The sequence below is a fragment of the Nonomuraea sp. AD125B genome (assembly GCF_041402765.1).
In the GTDB taxonomy this organism is placed as follows: Bacteria; Actinomycetota; Actinomycetes; order Streptosporangiales; family Streptosporangiaceae; genus Nonomuraea; species Nonomuraea bangladeshensis.
Map to the genome: position 1 here is coordinate 359,333 of NZ_JBGLOU010000010.1, position 20,279 is coordinate 379,611.

Below are 20,279 nucleotides of genomic sequence, written 5' to 3' on the forward strand. Positions count from 1 at the left end.
TGTCGCAGCGAGCCTGCACGGCGACGTGCGAAAGGAGGCGTCAACGGCTCGGCAGCGGGGTGGCCACGCGGACGTCGTCGAAGTCGACGGCCGCGCGGCCCGTGACGAGCTGCACATATCCCGGCCCGTTGATCGGGTCCGGGTCGGTGACGGTGACGCGGGGTTCCGGGTCCACGCCGACGAAGGCGCGGATCTCGGCCCCACGGAGCACCACCCGGAGCGTTGTCGGTCCGGTGACCGCCGCCCCGGTGCCCGTCGCGATGACGCCCGTGCCGGCGCGGAAGACGTCCACCGAGCCGTTGGGACGGAGATAGATCATGTATCCGGACTGCGTGTAGGCGTCGCCGGGCTTCACCGTCCGCACCTGGATGCCGCCGAAGGCGGTCGAGGTCGCGAGTGTCCGGAAGTGAATGCCGGCCTCGACGGAGCCGTCGCCGATCTTCAGGTCGTCGACGACGGACTTCCAGCCCGTGCGTGTCGTGTCCTGCTGGCGATACACGCCGTCCGTCACGGTCCAGACGCCGTCGACGGCGCTCCACGCCTCGTACGTCGCCGCCGACGAGAAGCTGTCGCGGAAAACCACGCCCTGGGCGTCCGGCACGATCTCCACCTGGAAGGTGTCGACCTCGGTCGTCCCCGTGTCACGCACCGTCTCGGCCGTGAGCCGGCACGGTCCGGGGAGCATCGTCTCCCGGATGGCGACCTTCACCTCGCGGGGGCCGGAGGTGGTGCCGTCGCCGGTGAGGCACGGTCCCGAGACCGTCACCTCGGCGATGCTCCGCCCTGAGATCCCTACCGCAAGCTCTTGCCCGGCCACGACGTTCGCCTGGCCCGGTGCGGCGGTGACGAGGTCGCGCCCCACGTCGGAGCGGGCCGCGGCGACCACCAGGCGTGCGGCGTCGCGCCGGCTCAGCACACGCTTGCGGACGACCGCGTCGGCGGTCTTCGTGGCGTGGACGACGAACGCGGCGTGGCTCTCCCATTGCTCGCCGGCCCGCAGAAGGTCGGCGACCGTGCAGCCGGTGCCGTCGTCGGGGTTGGCGACACCGGTGTCCCGGTTGCCGATGAAGACCGTCGCCCGCTCGTCCGACCCGGAGCAGGCGTCGTCCAGGATCCGGATGTCGTAGGCGAGCCGCCCCGTGGCCTTGATGTCGAGGACCTGCAGCCTACGGTTCCCGTCCGCGACCGGGAAAGCCGACGGCCACAGCGTCGCCGCGCCCGCGCCGGTCCAGCGGATCTCCACACTCCGGCCGTCCCGGTTCACGACGAGCCCGGTGACGTTCTCGGCCGTCGCCCGGGAACCGACCTTCAGCGCGACGGCCGGGCCGCTGCTGATCCACTGCAGCGTGTCGCCCTCCTCCAGGACGAGCGGGACACGTTCGAAGAACTGCGCGGAACCGGCCTCGACCCGCACCTGGAGCCGGTCCCCGAGAGTCACGGACTTGGACACGGGCCCGCCCGCCGCGGCGTAGCGGATCTCCAGCGGATCGAGATCGCCCACGGTCGCGGGATCGACGGGGGATCCGTCACGGAAGAACGTGGGAACGGGCTGGTCGTAGGCGTCGAAATGCACACCGTCCGCCGCGGTCCAGCCGGTGCCCCACGACAGCTCCGCGTCCACCGGGCGGGTACGCGGCGCGCCGATCTGCGGGGCGTTCTGCCCCTGGACGATGACCCCCAGCTTCGGGTCGTAGAGGTAGTTGAGCCCGAACCGCTGGTTGTCCCAGAACCCGTACTGGGTGTTGAAGTGCTTGCCGAAGCCCATGCCGACGACGTAGCCGGGGCGTTTCGCGAAGACGAACTGCTGGCCGGTGGCCGCGTCCGAGCGATGCTCGGTGTACGGGGCACCGGCGTAGGGGCGCAGCGTGCCGATGGCCGCCCGGCGCTCGGCCGCGGCCGGGTAGTACTCCTCCCGCAACACGATGTCGCGGATGATCGACGGATCGAGGTACGCCCACGTCGGGGCGATGAGCGGCGCGACGGAAGTCTGCCACCCCGCTGCGGCGAACGCGGCACGGCGCTCCTCCATCTCCTCCCGGGTGGCCGAGTAGGCACGTGCCTGCGGGATCACCGCACCCCAGAGGTTGTTGGAGCCGATCGGCAGTTCGCTCGCGTAGTTCCAGCCGCGGTGCCGGGAGTCGATGGCCGTGTTGATGAAATAGCCGTCGAGCCGCTTGTCGTAGAGCAGGTTGTACTGGGCCCAGTCCATGTAACGCGTCTGCATCCGGTCGATCGTCGCCCGGGTCGCGGGATCGGCCCAGCCGGCGAGGTCTTCCGCCTCGACTTCGAGGCTGTAGCGGTGGGCGACCGTACCGTCGCGGAAGAAACCGGCCGCGCCCTGCGAGATCCGCTCGTGGTCGGTGAGGCGTTGCTCGAACCTCGCACGCAGCGCCGCGTCGTCGAAGCGGCGGAGGAGGCGGGAGATGCCCACCAGCCCGCCGGCGACCTGGTTGGCGAACTGCGCGCCGCGTGGCCCCCAGACCTCCTCGTCCTCCAGGAACCACGTGCTCGCCTTCCGCATGGCGTTGGTCAGGCCGGACACCAGCGCCGGATCCAGCGTGCCGTCGGCGTCGAGGAGCTCCAGCATGACCGCGTACAGTTCGAGCGCGAACCCGGTCGCGGCTCGCGAATGCACGTCGCCGCCGCCTTGCGGGAACGATCCGTCGGCGTTCTGGGTGCTGAGCAGGAACCGCAGGGCCGCTTCGAGGCGCTGGCGCAGGGCCGTGTCCCGGTGGTACGGGTTCCACGGGCGGTCGGCGGTGTAGAAGTAGGCGAGCGTGAGGACGTTCTCCATGACCCGCGCGTCGCTGGGCCCCTGCCCCGTACGCCAGCAGTTGCAGGTGATGTACCCGTGGTTCGTGGTGCTGTCGTCGTTGACGCTGTTGGCGAGCGGCGCCAGGTTGGCGAGGTAGGGGGCGATCTGCTGTTCCAGGCCGGTGAAGTCGGCGAGGTCGATCGTGGTCGGGTCGAGAGCGGCGACTTCGGGTAACGTCCCGGAGACGATCGCGGCGGCGGGGGTGGCCGGGGTCAGCGCCAGGGCCACGGTGGCGGCCACCGAGGCGATCCGGCGGCTGCCATGAGTGTGGGGACGTTTCGATCTCATGATCGTGCCTCCAGGACGCGGTGTGGAGCACCACGGTTTCCATGATCGTGAATCGATTCACGACATGGGCGGAGCGTAGTGACGACGTTGCGGCCATGTCAACAGCCTGTTACGCGCGGTCTCCCGCGACGGGAAGAGATGTCGCGCGGACTACGAGCTCCGGCTCGAAACGCCCCTCCACGTCCTGCTCGCTCTCGAGACCGAGCAAGATCCGGACGGCGCTCGCCCCGAGGGTCGCGGACGGGTGGCGGATGGTCGTGAGCGGCACGATCGCGAAGTCGGCGAACTCTATGTCGTCATAGCCGACCAGCGAGAGATCCTCGGGCACCCGGACCCCGGCCACGATCAGCCCGTGCAGGAGGCCAAGGGCGAGCAGGTCGTTGCCCGCGACTATGCCGTCGGGGAAGCCGGCCGCCCGGCGCCGGAGCAGCGTACGCGCGACCGCCTCGCCGACCTTCGCGGTCTGCACCTGAGTGCGGATGATTTCCAGTGCCGGCGGCTCCGGAGACTCCTCGACAGCCCGCTTGACCCCGGCCAGCCGCAGGTCGACGTGAGGGTGCGCGCCGCCGATGAAGATCAGTCGCCGCCGCCCCTGGGCGAGCAGGTGCGAGGCGGCGAGATGGCCGCCCCGCTCGTTGTCGCCCGAGATCGCCGGATAGCTGTGCGGGCCGGGCGCGACGCCGACGAGAACGAACGGCGTGCCACGCTCCCGCAGCCCGAGCAGCTCCGCGGGCACGTCGCCGACAGGGGCGGCGAGGATGCCGCTCACCTGCTGGGACTCGAAGAAGTTGAGATAGGCGCGCTCACGTGCGGGGCTCTCGTCGCTGTTGGCGACGAGGATGAAGCGACCGTGCGCGGCGGCCTCCGCCTCCGCGCCCGCCGCGAGCTCCGCGTAGACGGGGTTGCTCATGTTGGAGACCAGTAATCCGAGCGCGAGGCTGTGGCCGACCCGCAGCCGCCGCGCCGCGTCGTTGCCGACGTAGCCGAGCTCGTCGGCCGCGGCGAGGACGCGCCGGCGCAGGCTCGGGGAGACCCGGTTCGGCTGGGTGAAGGTGTAGGACACGGTCGCACGAGAGACCCCGGCGCGCGCTGCGACATCGCCGACCGTGGCAGCGGAGGCGTCGGCCTTCTTCGGCGCGGGTCCAGAGGTCATCGGGCTCCTCACTGCGATACGTCGGCGCATGTCAGCCTAGCGCAGGCGTGAATGGATTCACGAAACCACTCTCCGAACAGCGGCACCATTGACACGCCTTCGAGGGGGCGCGTAATCTGCCCGAAATTCCGTGAATCGATTCACGATCTTGAAGCAATGGCCCGATGACGGCCGCGATCACCCCCGCCCCCTCACGTCCGGCAGCACACGCTTGCGCGCTTACGGACGCGATCACGGCGCCTGCGAGAGGAGTCACACGTGGCTGTGCCTCATGCCACGACGACACCGTCTGACGTGAGTGAACCCGCCGCCCGGCCGATTCGTGGCGACGCGGGCGGTTCCCGGCGCAAGGTCGGGGTCCGCGCGCCGTGGTGGTTCGTCGTACCGGCGATCTCGATCTACCTCTTCATCGTCGTCGTGCCCAGCGTCCGGGGCGCGATGTTCTCCTTCACCGACTGGAACGGCCTGCGCCCCGACTGGTCCTTGGTCGGCCTGGACAACTACGCCTCCGTCTTCTCCGACCGCACGGCGCGGGACGCGCTGGTCAACACCCTGGTCCTGGCCGTGCTGGCCATGGTGGTGCAGAACGTCGTCGGCCTGCTGCTGGCCCTGGGCGTGAACAGCATGGTCAAGAGCCGCTACGCGCTCCGAGTGATCTTCTTCGCGCCGGTGGTGCTGACACCGCTGGTGGCCGGGTACGTGTGGAGCTTCCTGCTCTCGCCCAACGGCGCGATCAACGAGGCGCTGCGTGCCGTGGGACTGGGCGGGCTGGCGCACGACTGGCTCGGCGATCCGGACACCGCGCTGTACGCGATCGTCCTGGAGATCGTCTGGCAGTTCTCCGGCTACTCCATGGTGATCTACCTGGCGGGGCTGCAGGCGATCCCCGCCGAGGTGCTGGAGGCGGCGACGATCGACGGGGCAGGCGCCTGGAGCAAGTTCCGCCGCGTGGTGCTGCCGCTGCTCAACGGCGCCGTCGTGATCAACGTGATGCTCTGCCTGATCGGCGGGCTCAAACAGTTCGATCAGGTCATGGCCATGACCGGCGGCGGGCCCGGCACCGCGACCGAGACGATCTCGACGGCGATCTACAAGAGCGCCTTCTCGCTCGGCGACTTCCCGTTCTCCATCGCGCTTGCCGTCGTCATGACCGTGGTCATCGCGGTCCTGGCAGCACTCCAGTTCCGCCTGACGCAGAGGAAGGTCTCCTGATGCACGCGCGATACACCTGGCGGACGCTGCTTCGCGAAGTGAGCCTGATCCTGCTCGCGCTGGTGTTCCTCGTGCCGCTCGTCGGCCTGCTCAACGTGTCGCTGAAGCCGCAGGACAGCCAGACCGGCACGCTGGCCTTCGCGTTCCCGCCCACCTTCGACAACTATGCCGCGGCCTGGGAGCAGGCCAGCCTCGGCGCGGCGCTGGCCAACAGCTTCCTCATCACGATCGTCAGCGTCGCCTTGATCATCGCCTTCGCGGCGATGGCCGCCTACCCGCTGGCCCGCGTGACCCGCGGCTGGTCGCGGTACACGTTCTCCTTCGTCATCGGCGGCCTGCTCGTCCCCGGTCAGCTCGCGCTGCTCCCGTTGTACGCCACCATGCGCGACCTCGACCTGCTCGGCTCCCTCTGGTCGGTGATCCTGATCAACGTCGGGCAGCAGATCCCTTTCTCCGTGTTCCTGTACACGATGTTCCTGCGCGAACTGCCGCTCGACTACGAGGAGGCCGCGCTGCTCGACGGATGCGGGCCGCTGCGGTCCTTCGTGACCGTGGTGTTCCCGCTGCTGCGCCCGGTCACCGGCACGGTGGTGATCCTCAACGCGGTCGGCATCTGGAACGAGTTCTTCACCCCGCTGCTGTACCTGGGCGGCAGCGACAACACCACCGCCCCGGTGGCGATCTACGGCTTCGTCAGCCAGTACGTGTCCCAGTGGCCGCTGATCTTCGCCGGCCTGGTGATCAGTGTGATTCCCATCCTGGTCGTCTATCTCGCGCTGCAGAAGCACATCATCAAGGGCTTCGCGGGCGGCCTCAAAGGCTAGCCGCCCTCCGCTCCCCCGCTCCCTGAATTTCGGAGACTCTCATGACATCGATTAAAACGTTCGCACCCGTGTGCTGCCTTGCCATGGCGGCCGCCGCCTGCTCGACCTCGGGTGGCGGTGAAGCCGCCGCGCCGTCCGGGCAAGTGCTCACCCTGGCCGCCGCCGGCCAAGGTCCGGCCGAGGCCGCGGTGAAGGCGTTCGAGAAGGCCAATCCCGGGGTTACGGTGAAGACGACGTTCACCGAGGACGATGCCTCCTACCAGCAGCAACTGCGTACCCAGCTGTCCTCGGGAACGGCGCCCGACGTGTTCCGCATGTGGCCGGGCGGCGGCAACACCATGGCCGTACGGGACCTCGGCGCCGACGGCATGCTGATGGACCTCTCCGGCGAGAGCTGGGCCGGCGGGCTGAGCGCCGACCTCAAGGCCGTCACCAGCGACCCGGCGGGCAAGGTCACGGCCGTGCCCGTGACGATCGGCGCCGTCGGCGCGATCTGGAACGACCAGGCGCTGGCCAAGAGCGGCCTCACCAAGCCCACCACGTGGCCGGAGGTGCTGGCGTTCTGCAAGGCCGCCAAGGCCAAGGACGTCGTGCCGTTCGCGCTCGGCCTCAAGTCCGCGTGGGTGACCCAGCTGGTGCCGTACGCGCTGACCGCCTCCCTCGTCTACGGCCCCGACCCCGCCTTCACCCAGCAGCAGAAGGACGGCAAGGCCACCTTCGCGGCCTCGGGGTGGAAGCAGGCCATGGAGAAATACCTGCAGATGCGGGACTCGGGCTGCTTCAACGACAGCCCCAACGGTGTCGGCTACGAAGAGCAGATGCAGCTGCTCGGCCAGGGCAAGGCGCTGGGCGCCGTGCACGTGCTGTCCGCCGTGCAGTCGGCGCTGAAGTCCGCGCCCCAGGGCACCACGTTCTCGATGAGCCCGTTCCCCGCCACCGACAACGCCGACGACACCTACATACCGGTTTCGGTGGGCATCGCGTACGGGGTCAACGCCAAGGCCAAGAACCCAGCTCTGGCCAAGAAGTTCATGGAGTTCCTCGCCTCGCCGGAAGGACAGGCGCTGTACGCGACGGAGTCCGGCAGCAGTCCCGCGCTCCCCAGCCCCTCCTTCAAGGCCGACGCGCTGCAGCAGCCGGTGCTCGACGCGGTCAAGGCCGGGAAGTCCACGCTCTACCCGGACCAGGCCTGGCCCAGCGCGAGGGTCCAGCAGGAGCACCTGACCTCCATCCAGGAACTGTTCAACGGAACGGTCGACGTGCCGACGCTGCTCGGCCGCATGGACAAGGCGTTCGGCGAGGCCAAGTGACCGACACGCGAGATTCGGGAGCCCGGCGATGACCGCATGGGAGGCATGCCTGTGGATCACACCCAAGATCTTCGACGACCTGCGTGACCCCGCGCCCGGCGTGGCGGCGTTCTTCGACCATCACGCCGACTGGCTGGCCGACCGGCCGGTCACGGTGGTCGTCTGCGCGGGCAACGGCGACCACGTGCTGAACTACGCGGGCCTCCAGTCGTGGGAGGACCGCTTCGACTGGGCCCGCTACAACTGCTTCGCGATCGCCCCCGGCGGGCCTTCCGCCAGTGCCCGGGCGCACAACTCGGACTGGCTGGCCCGGGTGCGCGACGGCGGGGAGCGTTCGGCCAACCCGTACTCCGCCGGGCCGATGTTCATCCTGTCCGAGCAGCCGATGGACTACCGCACGCTGGCCGGGATCTACGCGGCCATACGCGCGGAGGCCTCGCGCCGCGGGCTCCAGGTGAATCTGCTGGAGTATCTGGAGCCCGGGCCGGAGTTCTGCCGCAGCGAGTGGAAGACGGCACGGCACCCGGAGGTGGCCGCCGGCACCGCCGACGCCGGCGGGCACCTGGTCCCCGGCGTGATCGACGTGACGGCCGCGCTCTCGGCCGACACCCGGCCGTACGCGGCCTTCCCCGGCGGCATCCCGGGCGGGTTGCCGGCCGGGGACTTCGTCGCCGCCCAGACGGCCGCCTTCGTCGCCGACTTCGGCCTGGACGGGGTCATGCTCGGCAACCAGTTCGGTCTCGTCGGCTTCTGGCATCCGGACAACGCGCCGCCGCTCACGCCGCAGCGGTCCGCCGGGATCGAACGGTTCTTCCTGCGCCTGCGCGAGGCCATGGGAGACAGCCTCGTCTACTGGATGGACACCTACTGGCGGGCCGAGGTTGAGCGGTCTGCCTGGGGCATGACCGACGCCGCCTACCAGTCGCTCGACGCGATTCTGGTCAGCACGTTCGCCGTGCTGGTGGAACGTACCGAGATCGTGCCCAACCTGCTCAGCAAGGCCGCGCTCGGGGGACCGCGGCCGCTGCTCGGGCTGGACTTCGTCGACCCCTGGTACTGGTACCGCACCTACCTCGACGACCGGCGCACGTACCTCTACCAGCGGGATGTGCTCACCGCGCACGCCGCTGCGGTGGCCGGCGTCTCCTTCTTCGCCAACGACACCTTCGGCCACTTCGTACCGGAACCCGAGTTGTCACTGACCCTTGAGGTGGTGAGAAAAGCCGAACACGGGTGACACGGCCACCGCACACGCGCCCATCCGGGTGCGCGACGTGGACTTGCGCGCCGGCCGCTGGAGCATCTGGACGGTCGGCGGCCCCGGCCTGGTCAGCTTGACGTCGGTGCCCGGCCTGCGCCCGATCGGCTCGGCGCGCCTGCCCGCGGGGTCGGACGGGCAGGCGCCGCTCAGTCCGCACGCGGTCGCGGCGGCCCTCTCGTCGTCTTGGCCCGGGGCCGGGCGACTCCCCCGCAGGACTGGGCCGCGCGTCTGTGCGCCGTCCTGGGCGGGCGCTCGTTCACCTCGTGGGCGGGACCGTCAGTCCACTCCTAGGCTGGGCGGGTGCTCAGCAGTAACAGGCTCCGCGTCCTCCTGGAGATCTTCCGCACCGGCAGCATCGCCGGCGCGGCCAGAACCATGAAGCTCTCGCCCTCGGCCGTCTCCCACCAGCTGGCGAAGCTGGAGGAGGAGTCGGGCGTCGGCCTGGTCGAACGCAACGCCCAGAGCCTGCGCCTGACGGAGGCGGGCAGGCGGCTCGCGCTGCGCGCCCAGGAGGTGGCCGACATCCTGGAGGCCGCCGAGAAGGACCTGCTCGCCCAGCAGCGGATGGACGCGGGGGAACTGCGGATCGGCTTCTTCGCGTCGGCCGGGTACCGGCTGCTGCCGCTGGCGCTGTCACGCTTCGCCGCCCGCTACCCGAACGTGGCGCTCGACCTGGCGGAGGGCCAGCCGTACGAGCTGCTGCCGGACCTTGAGCGCGGCGCGCTGGACGTGCTGGTGGTGTTCGATCACGCGCTCGACCCGTGGCAGCGCCCGGAAGGGGTGGAGGTGCTGCACCTGTTCGACGAGCCGCAGCTGCTCGTGGTCCCAACCGGTCACCAGGCGGGGCAGCGTTCGCGGGTACGGCTGGCCGATCTGGCCGAGGAGCCGTGGATCACGACTTTCGGCGCCGAGCACCCGGTGTCGATCCTGGAGCGTGCCAGCATGCTGGAGGGGTTCACGCCGCGGATCCGCTGCCGCAGCGATCATTACGAGGTGACGATCGGGCTGGTACGGGCCGGGCTCGGGGTGGCGCTGGTGCCCAGCCTGGGGTTGATGGGGGTGACGGGGGTGCAGGTGTGCCGCCTGGCCACGCCGCAGCTGTTCCGCCGGATCGGGGTGGCGCGGCGACCGACCAACCCCAACCCGGCGGCGCGTTCCTTTCTCGCCTACCTCCGCACGGCGGCCGCCCAGTTCCGCAACTCCCTGGAACCGACCCTGCGCTGACCCGTCACCCCGCCCGACCGCGGCGCCCGCCTAAGCTTCAGGGGCCCGGTGGGCGCCGCCTGGCCAGGGCGTCAGGGTCGTAGACGGGCGATGAAGAGGCCGGCCTGCCGTACCGCGTGGACCAGGGCCTGTTCGGAGCCTGCGGGACCGTGTGCGAGGACCGCGTACGCGACCCCGCCCATCAGCCCCACGTCCGTGCGGATCCCCTCATCGGTGCCGGTCTTGTTGGCCAGCCACGCCGCCTCCAGGTCGTGCCGCAGCAGCGCGGGGACCAGGCCGTGGTCGGTGTTGGCCAGCATCCACTCGCGCAGCTGCACCTGCCACCCCGCGCCGCCCCCGACCAGCGATGCCAGCCCAGCCAGTTCCCCGGCCGTCCCCAGCGCGAACGTCGGCGGGTCGGCGGGCGTGCGCGGCTCGCGGATGCGGTCGAGCAGCCGCGTCCTGGTCAGCCCGAGCGCCGCGGCGGCCGCGTTGACCCGGTCCAGGCCAACGCGGCGCAGCAGCGCGTTCGTCGCGGTGTTGTCGCTGACCGCCGCGGTCAGCAGCGCCAGGTCGCCGACCGTCCACCGCCGCTGCGACAGTCCGAGCAGCAGGCCGGACCCGCCGCAGTAGTCGTCGTCGACCAGCTCCACCGGCTCCTCGGCGTCGAGGATGCCGCCTTCGAGGGACATCGCCACCTCCGCCAGCAGCAGCAGCTTCCCCACGCTGGCCAGCGGCAGCTCCACGTCGGCGTTGACGGCCGGCTCCGGCGCGCCGGAGCCGCGGACGGCCACCGCCAGCGTCCCCGGGCAGGCCTCGGCGATCTCCTCCAGGGTCTTGGGGGCGCTCACGGCGTGACCACCCCTCCGGGGCGGGCCGCCGTCAGGTCGCCGTCGCGGACCGCGACCTGCCCGGCCACCACCACGGCGCGCAACCCGTCCGGCGGCTGCAGCGGATCCTGGTAGGTCGCCCCGTCGGCCACCGTGGCCGGGTCGAACAGCACGAGATCGGCGTGCGCTCCGTCACGGACCGCGCCCCGGTCCCGCAGCCCGAAACGCGCCGCCGCCATGCCGGTCATCTTCGCCACGGCCGTCTCCAGCGACAGCAGCCCCTGCTCCCTGACGTACCGTCCGAGCACCCGCGGGAACGTGCCCGCCAGCCGCGGGTGCGGATGTCCCGGCTTGGGCACTCCGTCCGAGCCGATCATCGAGAAGTCGCACGCGAGCACCCGCCGCACGTCGTCCTCCCGCATCGAGTGGCTGATGATCGTCACCTCGCCCTCCTCGGCCAGCAGCAGCTCCGCCGCCGCGTCCACCGGATCGCCGCCGAGCGAGGCGATCGTGCGCCCCTCGACCTCCGGGTTGCGCACGGCGCACGCCACCGAGATGCGGTCCCAGCCGCCGTTGCCGACCGTGTTCTCCCAGCCGGGCACGCCCTCGGCGATCGCCCGCCGCATCCGCTCCCGCTGCGCGGGGTTCCGCAGTCGCTCCAGCAGGGCACCGGTTCCGCCGTCGTTGGCCCACGGCGGCAGCATCGCCGACAGCGACGTCGACGCCTCGGTGTAGGGGTAGACGTCGCAGGTGACGTCCATCCCGCCGGCGCGCAGCTCGGACAGGTAGGCCAGCGTGCGCTCGGTGCGGCCCCAGGCGTACTTGCCCGCCGTCTTGTGGTGGGAGACGTGCAGCGCCGCGCCGCTCCTGCGGGCGATCCTCACCGCCTCCTCCAGCGCCTCCTCGACGCGCGCCATCTCGTCGCGCAGGTGCGTCACGTACGGCCTGCCGTACCGTGCCGCGACCCTGGCCAGCGCCACCACCTCGTCGGTGCCGCCGTACGTGCCCGGCGTGTAGATCAGGCCGGTCGACAGGCCGGCCGCGCCCTGGGCGAGCGCCCGGTCCAGCAGGTCGCACATGACGTCAAGCTCGTACGGCGTGGCCGCCCGGTCCGCGTAGCCCACGACCCCGGCCCGGAGGGTGCCGTGCCCCACCAGTGAGGCCAGGTGGTTCGACCGGGGAGCGTCCACATGGGCCGCCGCGAAGCCCTCGAAGTCCTCAAATATAGGTACGTTGCCGCCGAAACCGACGCGGCTTGAGGCCCGCATCTCCGGGATCCGCTCGGGCAGCGCGGGGAAGAGCCCCGACCCGCAGTTGCCGCTGATCTCGACCGTCACCCCCATCCGGACAGGCGCGGCGGCCAGTTCCCATGCCTCGGGACCCAGCAGGGTGGCGGCGTCGGAGTGTGTGTGCACGTCGATGAAGCCGGGGGCGACCACCAGGCCGGCGGCGTCGAGGACCTCCCGCGCCGCGGCCTCCCCCGTAGGGGGCAGCAGGACGACGCGGCCCTCGCGCACGCCCACGTCGGCCGGGCGCAAGGGAGTGCCGGTGCCGTCGGCGACCTGGCCGCCGCGGATCAACAGGTCGAGGTTCAAAGCACCTGCCCCAGGAACGCGCGGGTGCGCTCGTGGCGCGGGCGGGACAGCACCTCGCGCGGAGGTCCTTCCTCCACGATCACGCCGTCGTCGATGAACACCAAGTGATCACCTGCCTCCCGGGCGAACCCCATCTCGTGGGTCACCACGATCATTGTCATGCCGCTGGCGGCCAGGTCCCGCATCACGGCCAGCACCTCCTGCACCAGTTCGGGGTCCAGCGCGCTGGTCGGCTCGTCGAAGAGCATCACCTTCGGGTTCATCGCCAGGCTCCTGGCGATCGCGACCCGCTGCTGCTGCCCGCCGGACAGCTGGGCGGGGTAGTGGTGGGCGCGGTCGGCCAGCCCCACCCGCTCCAGCAGCTCGCCCGCCTGCCTGGCAGCGGCGGCGCGCGAGGCGCGCAGGACCGTGCGGGGGCCCTCCATGACGTTCTGCAGCGCCGTCATGTGGGGGAAGAGGTGGAAGCGCTGGAACACCATGCCGATCTTCTGCCGCTGCTCGCAGAGCTCGTCGGGCCGCAGAAGGTGCAGCCGGTCGCCGTGCTCGCGGAAGCCGATCAGCCGGCCGTCCACCCAGATGCGGCCGGAGTCGATCGTCTCCAGCCGGTTCACGCAGCGCAGCAGGGTGGACTTGCCGGATCCCGAGGGGCCGACGACGCAGACGACGCCGCCCTCCGGCACGTCCAGGCTGACGCCCTTGAGTACTTCCAGCGAGCCGTACCGCTTGCGGACGGACTGGATGCGCACCATGCTCATGACCGCTCACCCCGCGCGAACCGCTTCTCCAGGAAGTGCTGGCCGACGCTGGCCACGCTGGTCAGCACCAGGTACCACATCGACGCCACGATCAGCAGCGCGATCACCTCGAAGTTGCCCAGGTAGATGCGCTGAGCCACGGTCAGCAGCTCCGCGCCCGCGATCACCGACACCATCGAGGTCGTCTTCAGCATCGAGACGAACTGGTTGCCCGTCGGCGGGATGATCACCCGCATCGCCTGCGGCAGCACCACCCGGCGCAGGATCTGCCTGTGCGACATACCGAGCGCCTCGGCCGCCTCCCGCTGCCCAGGATCCACCGAGCGGATGCCCGCCCGGACGATCTCTGCCATGTAGGCGCCCTCGTTGATCGTCAGACCCAACGCCGCCGCCACGAACGGCGTCACCAACGTGTTGGCCTGCCATTCCACGAACATCGGCCCGCCGAAGGGGATCCCGACCCCGATCACCGGGAACACCAGCCCGATGTTGAACCAGAAGATCAGCTGCACCAGCAGGGGTGTGCCGCGGAAGAACCACGTGTACAGCCCCGCCGCGCCGCGCAGCACCGGGCTGTCCGACAGCTGCATCACCGCCGCGAGCACGCCCAGCGCCACGCCGAGGACCATCGACAGGAGCGTCAGCGCGATCGTCACGCCGAGCCCGCCCAGCACCCGGCCGTCGAACAGGTACTCGACCACCACGTCCCAGTGCAGGTTCTCGTTCACGGTGATCGTGTACGCGAGCCAGATCAGCACCAGGCCCGCGGCGGCCCCGGCCACCATCCGGCCGGGCCGCCGCGGCGCGACGGCATTGACGGGGAGTTCGGTCATGACGCGCCGGTGTTGATAGTGATCTTCGGCACCGCGTTGGCGGCCGTGCCGTACTTCTCCAGGATCTGCTTGTACTCGCCGCTGTCGACCAGTTCCTGCAGCGCCTTGGCCACCGCGTCGCGCAGCGCGGGGTTGCGCTTGTCGATCGCGATGCCCCACGGGCCGGCGTCGTACTGCTCGGGCAGCACGTCGTACTTGCCGGTCTCCTTGGCGTACATGTGGCCGACGGGTGAGTCGACGATCGTGGCCACGCTGCGGCCGGAGTCGATCGTCAGCAGCCCGGTGGGGGCGTCCTCGCTCTGCATGATCTGCATCTTCTGCGCGCACTTGTCGTTCTGCCGCAGGCCGATGTCCAGGTTCGAACTGCCCTTGGCCAGCACGACCTTCTTGCCGCACAGGTCCTCGAGCGTCTTGATGCCCTCGGGGTTCCCCTTCTTGACCATGATCGAGCCGCCGGCGTTGAAGTAGTCGACGAAGTCGACCGCCTTGCGGCGCTGCTCGGTGTCGCTCAGCGAGGACATGGCGATGTCCCAGCGACCCGCCTGCAGGCCAGGGATGAGCCCGTCGAAGGCGGCGTTCGTCGTCGTCACCTTCAGGCCGAGCCGTCCGGCGATCGCCGCCGCCAGGTCGATGTCCACGCCGGTCAGCTCCTGCGTGCCCGGCTTGTACATCTCCATCGGCGGATAGCCCTCAGAGGTCGCCATCCGCAGCTCGCCCGACTTCCGGACCTGGTCGGGCACGAGCTCCTTGGCGCTCTTGCCCGCGGCCGAGGGATCCGTGCGCGCCGCCGTACCGGAGGTGGACCTGCCGCAGCCCGCGGACAGGGCGCAGACTGCGATCATCGCGATGACCAGGTGTTTTCGCATGGCGGACATGGTGACGGCCGCTGCGGGGGGAGCCCAACGAACGTGCAGGGTTCTGGCCCTGAGCCTCAAATTCTTCGATGCTCATGAAGATCTGGACGACTCAGTCCCTAGGGTGTGCGGCCATGACCATCTGGCCCCGCACCGCCACCTGGACCAGCGGCGAGCTGCACCTGGGCGGCCTGTCCGCCACGGAGCTCGCACAACGCCACGGAACCCCCGCCTACCTGCTGGACCGGGCCGACTTCGAGGCCCGCTGCCGCGCCTGGCTCGACGCGCTGCCCGACGGCGACGTCCACTACGGCGGCAAGGCGTTCCTGTGCCCCGAGGTGGTTCGCTGGCTCGCCGACCTGGGGCTGTCCCTGGACGTGTGCACCGGCGGCGAGCTCGCGGTCGCCATGGCCGGCGGCATGCCGCCCGAGCGGGTGGTCTTCCACGGGAACAACAAGTCCCTCGACGAGCTGCGCCGCGCCGTGGAGTGGGGCGTCGGCTGCATCGTCGTCGACTCCTTCACCGAGCTCGAACGGCTCACCTCGCTCGGCGCCCGCCAGCGGGTCATGATCCGCGTCACCCCCGGCGTGGACGCCGCCACCCACAAGGCCATCGCCACCGGCGGTGAGGACTCCAAGTTCGGCTTCTCCCTGTCCAACGGCGACGCGCTGCGCGCCGTACGCGCCGTCAGGGACACGCCGGGACTCGAGCTGTACGGCCTGCACTCCCACATCGGGTCCCAGCTCTTCGACACCCAGGGCTTCGCCCTGGCGGCCCGCCGCATGGCCGACTTCGCCGGCAGCGTCGGCGTCACCCGCCTCGACCTCGGCGGCGGGCTGGGCGTCGCCTACCGGCCGGGCGACCCGGAGCCGCCCACCCCGTCCGACGTGGTCGCGGTCCTGCGCAAGGAGGTCGGCGGGCTCGACCTGGCCGTCGAACCCGGCCGCTCCATCGCCGGGCCCACCACAGTCGCCCTTTACCGGGTCGGCACCGTCAAGGGGACCTACGTCAGCGTCGACGGCGGCATGAGCGACAACCCGCGGCCCGCCATGTACGGCTCCCCGTACACCGCCGCGCTCGCCTCCCGCGCCTCGGACGCGCCGCTCGAACGAGTGGACGTGGTCGGCAAGCACTGCGAGAGCGGCGACTACCTCGTACGCGACATCCCGCTGCCCGCCGACCTGCGCCCGGGAGACCTGCTCGCCGTGCCCGTGTCGGGGGCCTACCAGCGCTCGATGGCCAGCAACTACAACCACGTGCCGAGGCCGCCCGTGATCGCCGTGTTCGAGGGGACGGACCGGGTGATCGTCCGCAGGGAGACCGAGGAGGACCTGCTGCGGTTGTACGTGTGACAGATGTGACTGGCGGGCACCCGTTGCCCGCCAGGCGCACATGCCTAGGCCGTCCCGGCAACTCGGATACCCCGGCCGCCAGCCCAGCTGCCGCTTGGCCTTCTCCCGCCGACCAGATCCTCGACCGCATCTGCCGTTGCCGCGACAGAATTTCAAGACCGGCTCACTAGCCATTGCGCCGCCTGCTCCGCGGCCCCTGCCGCTTCTCCGATCCCGGCCGGCTCAGCCGGAGGCCAGGCCCCGGAGGCGGGCGGCCGCCTCCGGGTCGCCGACCGCCTCGAACACCTCCGCCGCTCGAAGGCAGGTCTGTCGGCTCTCGCCGATCCGGCCCGCCGCGGCCAGCGATTCGGCGAGGCGCACCATGCAGCGGCCCTTGGAGGGGGCCACCGGGAACTGCCCGAAGAGGGTGAGCGCCTCGATGTAGGCGGGGATCGCCTCGGCGTGCCGTCCCAGCTCGCTCAGGCAGAGCGCGATGGCGCCGCGAGCGTGCGGCCGGGTGAGCGCCGCCACGCTCGGCGTCATCCCCGAGTTCTCGTCGCTGGTCAGCTCGTACATCTCGGTGTACAGCTCCAGTGCCTCGGCGTGACGTCCGGCTCCGCGCAGGCACTCGCCAAGCAGGCCGAGGCTCTGGCTGTACGCCTCGAGCTCGCTGTCGGCCTTGAACATCTCCGCCGGCCTGGAGACGGAGACGATGGCCTCGTCGGGCTGCCCGAGCCGCAGGAGGGCACGTCCCACGTACATGCCCTCCAGCCGCTCCGGAAGCCGTAGTCCAGCACCTCGTTCGCGGCACGCAGCTCCACCTCCGGATCGACCTGCGGAATCGTGTGATGAACCGCCAGATACCTCAGCAGGGCGGCCTGATGTCCCGGGTCGCCGAGCGCGGTGCCGGCCTTCGCGCCGAGCCCAAAGACCTCCGGCCAGTACGGCCACGGTCACGTCCACGGACGTGGTGTATGAATCAAGCTTCGAGTGATCCTGTTTCTGCAGGTTAAGCGGTAAGTGTCTGTGGGAGCGGGTTCGGGGCCGGTGTGTCGCCTGCGATGAGCCGGACGCGGGCTTTGGCCAGAATGTCCAGACCCATGTAGCGGCGGGCTTCAGTCCATTCGTCGATCTGCTCGGCCAGGACCGCGCCGACGAGCCGGATGATCGCGGCCCGGTCTGGGAAGATGCCGACCACGTCGGTGCGGCGGCGGATCTCCTTGTTCAGCCGTTCCTGCGGATTGTTGGACCAGATCTGGCGCCAGGTCTCGCGGGGGAAGGCGGCGAAGGCGAGCAGGTCCTCGCGGGCGGCGTCCAGATGTTCGCAGGCGGCCGGGTATTTGGCTTCCAGGGCGTTGATGACCCAGGCGTGCTGGGTGCGCACCTGCTCGGAGATGGGCTGGTCGAAGATGGTGTGCATCAGGGTGGCGACCCACGGCTGGGCGCTCTTGGGCACGGTGGTGAGCAGGTTGCGCAGGTAGTGGGTGCGGCAGCGCTGCCAGCACGCGCCCGGCAGAGCGGCGCCGATCGCCTCGACCAGGCCGCGGTGGGCGTCGGAGACGACCAGTTGGACGCCGGACAGGCCGCGCGCCGTCAGGCCGCGCAGGAAGGCCAGCCAGCCGGCGCCGTCTTCGGCCGAGGTGACCTCCAGGCCGAGGACCTCACGCTGGCCGTTGGCGTTGACGCCGGTGGCGACCAGGGCGTGCACGTTGATGGTGCGGCCGCCCTCGCGGACCTTCTGCGTCAGCGCGTCCAGCCAGACGAAGGTGTAGGGACCAGCGTCCAACGCCCGGGTGCGGAAGGCTTCAACCTGCTCGTCCAGCACCTTGGCCATCTGCGAGACCTGGCTTTTGGAGATGTGCTTGATGCCGAGCTGTTCGACCAGCTTGTCGACTCTGCGGGTGGAGACGCCGAGCAGGTAGCTGGTGGCGACCACGCTGACCAGCGCCTGCTCGGCCCGGCGGCGCCGCTCCAGCCAGTCCGGGTAGTAGGAGCCGGAGCGCAGCTTCGGGATGGCCAGCTCGATGGTGTGGCTGTTGCGTAATTGCGCCGGCCTGACTCTGAGGCTTGTGGCCGTGGCCGGGGTGGGCCGAGCGGATCGGTGTGGGACGGACCTGCAGGTCGCGGCGGCCGTCTCGGCAGCTGGAACGCTGCAGTGCCCCACTTGAAGTGTTTGTCGGCTGTTCCGCTCAGGCGGTGAGGGCCGCCGAGCGGCGAGGCTTGGGCAGGCGGCAGAGCTTGCCGAGGTTGAGGACCATGGTGGCGAAGGTGAGTTCGGCTTGGCAGGCGGACAGGCCTCGGCGGGCGAAACGCCGTAGGGCGGTGCGGTCCTTGAGATGACCGTTGACGGGTTCGACGGTGGCGCTTCGTCGTTTGTAGAGAGCGACACCTGCGTCAGTGGCCAGGCGGTGGATCATGAGGGTGGCCGGGTCGGCATCTTGGGGCGGCGGGCCGGGGTGTTGGCCGGGCTGAGGCAGAGCTGCGTTCTTGCCGGGCGCGATGAGCCGGTCAGGGCCGGGAGCTGTGAGGTTGTCGTGGGTCCAGTAACCGGCGTCGAACAGCAGGGTGCCGATCCAGTCGGCCAGGCAGGGGCAGTGCGTGCCGTCACAGCCGCGAGGATGACCGCTGCTTTGGCCTGCCGCTGAGGCTGCGACGCAGCATCCGCCGAGCGTGGGGCACCGGTGCAGGCATCGTGCCTGGTGAATCAGCAGCGCCGCGGTGAGTGCCGCTCGGCTCAGTGGCTGCAGTTGCCGTCGGTCGTTGATGTCCTGGACGACCTGGGCGCTGAGGATCAGGCCGTCGTCGCTTACCGCGAGTTGGGCGTTGTAGCCCTGGATGGTGCCTCCGTTGGCGTCGTGCATCAACCGGCTGTCGGGGTCGGTGACGTTGCGCCGGGCGACTGGACGCCCGTCCTTGGTCGTGATGCCGCGCGGCCCGTGTCTGCCGCCGCCCGGCACCGGTGACAGGTCCGCCTGTTCGCGCTCGGCAGGCGGTGAATCCTTGTGTGCTCGGGCGGCGGCCAGTTCCCGTTCTGCTCGGGCGACCCACCGCTTGGCACGGGCCACCTGCTGACCGCGATTCTCATCAAAGCTGAACGGTCCAAGGTTCGGCTTGGGCCCCTGGCCGGCCTCGAACCGCCGAATCCGCTCACGCATCACCGCAATCTGTTCTCGTTTGGCCGCGATCTCCTCGGCCAGCCGGTCTCGGGCCGCCACCAATCGAGCTTCGGCGATCGCCACAGGATCGGCTCCGACGGGACGAGATCCCACGTCATTGCGGCCGGCTCTGGTCGCCTCAAGGAACGCGCGTTCCTTGGCGGCCGCAGCCTCGGCGTCCCATCCCCGGTCGGCCTCTTCCGCGATCACCTCGGCAAGTGCCCGCTGGATCCGCTCCTCCCGATCACGCCTCCCGCGCAACCGTCGCGGTGTCTCCTCAGCCTGTTCGCCCGATCCGAACGTGATGTCCTCGGCGGCATCCTGCGTCGCGGCCCGCGCGAGGATCTCATCCACCTGCTGCTGCAGCCATTGCCGACGACAAGTGGCCTTCTTTGCCGCGTCCGCAGCGATCTTCGTGCCGTCCACGGCGATGGCCCCCAGTCGCCCTAACCCGGCTTTCGCGCAGATCAGCAGCACCTGGGTAAACAGATCGCGTACTGAGTCCTGGTGCCGCTGCCGGAACCGGGCGATCACCGTGTGATCGGGCACCTGCAACCCACAGATCACCCGCATCGCTACATCGGTCCGGCACAACCGCTCGATCTGCCGCGACGACCGCACCCCAGCCGAGTAGGCGTAGATCAGCAACGACAGCAGCATCCGAGGATCGTAGGCGCGGCGGCCAGGCCCGCCGCGTGCATAACGAGCCTCCAACTCCGTGACGTCAAGATGCTCGACCACCTCGAGCAGCACCCATACCACGTGATCGTCTGAAAGCCACTCACGCATATCCACCGGAAGCAGGAACTGCTGATCCCGATCAACCCGTCGGAAATCCCTCGCCACTCGCCCATCCAACG

General features: G+C 70.3%; 15 protein-coding genes and 1 pseudogene. 6 read left to right on the forward strand and 10 right to left on the reverse strand.

Going from position 1 to position 20,279, the window contains the following annotated elements; all coding sequences use genetic code 11:
• Window positions 1-40: 40 nt before the first annotated feature.
• Both ACBR40_RS27120 and ACBR40_RS27125 read right to left on the reverse strand, forming a co-directional pair.
• Complete coding sequence (locus tag ACBR40_RS27120; RefSeq protein ID WP_371250581.1) at window positions 41-3,103, reverse strand: hypothetical protein; 3,063 nt, start codon at window positions 3,101-3,103, stop codon at window positions 41-43.
• A gap of 109 nt (window positions 3,104-3,212) precedes the next feature.
• Window positions 3,213-4,256, reverse strand: coding sequence for a LacI family DNA-binding transcriptional regulator (locus ACBR40_RS27125; RefSeq protein ID WP_371250582.1), 1,044 nt, complete (start codon window positions 4,254-4,256; stop codon window positions 3,213-3,215).
• Between the two features lie 294 nt (window positions 4,257-4,550).
• Here ACBR40_RS27125 and ACBR40_RS27130 point away from each other — a divergent pair, with 294 nt between their 5' ends.
• The 5 genes from ACBR40_RS27130 (at window position 4,551) to ACBR40_RS27150 (ending at window position 10,087) form a co-directional block, all read left to right on the forward strand.
• Window positions 4,551-5,468, forward strand: a complete 918-nt coding sequence (locus ACBR40_RS27130; RefSeq protein WP_344217381.1) for a sugar ABC transporter permease — start codon at window positions 4,551-4,553, stop codon at window positions 5,466-5,468.
• Window positions 5,468-6,292: a carbohydrate ABC transporter permease gene (locus ACBR40_RS27135; RefSeq protein ID WP_329594671.1), complete on the forward strand. Its 825-nt coding sequence runs from the start codon at window positions 5,468-5,470 to the stop codon at window positions 6,290-6,292. The genes ACBR40_RS27130 and ACBR40_RS27135 overlap by 1 nt, the downstream gene beginning before the upstream one ends.
• A 41-nt stretch (window positions 6,293-6,333) precedes the next feature.
• On the forward strand, window positions 6,334-7,602 hold the full coding sequence (locus ACBR40_RS27140; protein ID WP_371250583.1) for an extracellular solute-binding protein: 1,269 nt from the start codon (window positions 6,334-6,336) through the stop codon (window positions 7,600-7,602).
• 28 nt (window positions 7,603-7,630) lie between these two features.
• A complete protein-coding gene (locus ACBR40_RS27145; RefSeq protein WP_371250584.1) occupies window positions 7,631-8,839 on the forward strand; it encodes a hypothetical protein in 1,209 nt (402 codons plus the stop codon).
• Window positions 8,840-9,163: 324 nt separating this feature from the next.
• Window positions 9,164-10,087 carry a LysR family transcriptional regulator gene (locus ACBR40_RS27150; protein WP_371250585.1) on the forward strand — a complete coding sequence of 308 codons (924 nt, stop codon included), beginning with the start codon at window positions 9,164-9,166 and terminating at the stop codon, window positions 10,085-10,087.
• 71 nt (window positions 10,088-10,158) lie between these two features.
• Here the strand turns inward: ACBR40_RS27150 and ACBR40_RS27155 are convergent, their stop codons facing one another.
• From ACBR40_RS27155 to ACBR40_RS27175, 5 genes are read right to left on the reverse strand one after another with little or no spacing between them, the layout of a single operon-like run.
• Window positions 10,159-10,917 carry a serine hydrolase gene (locus tag ACBR40_RS27155; RefSeq protein ID WP_329594665.1) on the reverse strand — a complete coding sequence of 253 codons (759 nt, stop codon included), beginning with the start codon at window positions 10,915-10,917 and terminating at the stop codon, window positions 10,159-10,161.
• Window positions 10,914-12,491, reverse strand: a complete 1,578-nt coding sequence (locus ACBR40_RS27160; RefSeq protein ID WP_371250586.1) for an amidohydrolase family protein — start codon at window positions 12,489-12,491, stop codon at window positions 10,914-10,916. Before ACBR40_RS27160 ends, ACBR40_RS27155 begins: the two co-directional genes overlap by 4 nt.
• Window positions 12,488-13,246 carry an amino acid ABC transporter ATP-binding protein gene (locus ACBR40_RS27165; protein WP_344217396.1) on the reverse strand — a complete coding sequence of 253 codons (759 nt, stop codon included), beginning with the start codon at window positions 13,244-13,246 and terminating at the stop codon, window positions 12,488-12,490. Before ACBR40_RS27165 ends, ACBR40_RS27160 begins: the two co-directional genes overlap by 4 nt.
• Window positions 13,243-14,079, reverse strand: coding sequence for an amino acid ABC transporter permease (locus tag ACBR40_RS27170; RefSeq protein ID WP_091077804.1), 837 nt, complete (start codon window positions 14,077-14,079; stop codon window positions 13,243-13,245). The genes ACBR40_RS27165 and ACBR40_RS27170 overlap by 4 nt, the downstream gene beginning before the upstream one ends.
• Window positions 14,076-14,945, reverse strand: a complete 870-nt coding sequence (locus ACBR40_RS27175) for an ABC transporter substrate-binding protein (protein WP_344217398.1) — start codon at window positions 14,943-14,945, stop codon at window positions 14,076-14,078. The genes ACBR40_RS27170 and ACBR40_RS27175 overlap by 4 nt, the downstream gene beginning before the upstream one ends.
• Window positions 14,946-15,067: 122 nt before the next feature.
• On the opposite strand from ACBR40_RS27175, the gene lysA reads away from it, so the two are divergent.
• A complete protein-coding gene (gene lysA, locus ACBR40_RS27180; RefSeq protein WP_371250587.1) occupies window positions 15,068-16,285 on the forward strand; it encodes a diaminopimelate decarboxylase in 1,218 nt (405 codons plus the stop codon).
• A 222-nt stretch (window positions 16,286-16,507) separates the two neighbouring features.
• Here the strand turns inward: lysA and ACBR40_RS27185 are convergent, their stop codons facing one another.
• From ACBR40_RS27185 to ACBR40_RS27195, 3 genes and pseudogenes are all read right to left on the reverse strand, one after another.
• Window positions 16,508-17,020, reverse strand: coding sequence for a tetratricopeptide repeat protein (locus tag ACBR40_RS27185; RefSeq protein WP_371250588.1), 513 nt, complete (start codon window positions 17,018-17,020; stop codon window positions 16,508-16,510).
• 253 nt (window positions 17,021-17,273) lie between these two features.
• Window positions 17,274-18,293 (reverse strand): annotated as a pseudogene (locus ACBR40_RS27190) (IS256 family transposase); the annotation flags it as partial.
• Between the two features lie 160 nt (window positions 18,294-18,453).
• Window positions 18,454-20,265, reverse strand: coding sequence for a transposase (locus tag ACBR40_RS27195; protein WP_371250589.1), 1,812 nt, complete (start codon window positions 20,263-20,265; stop codon window positions 18,454-18,456).
• Window positions 20,266-20,279 lie beyond the last annotated feature (14 nt).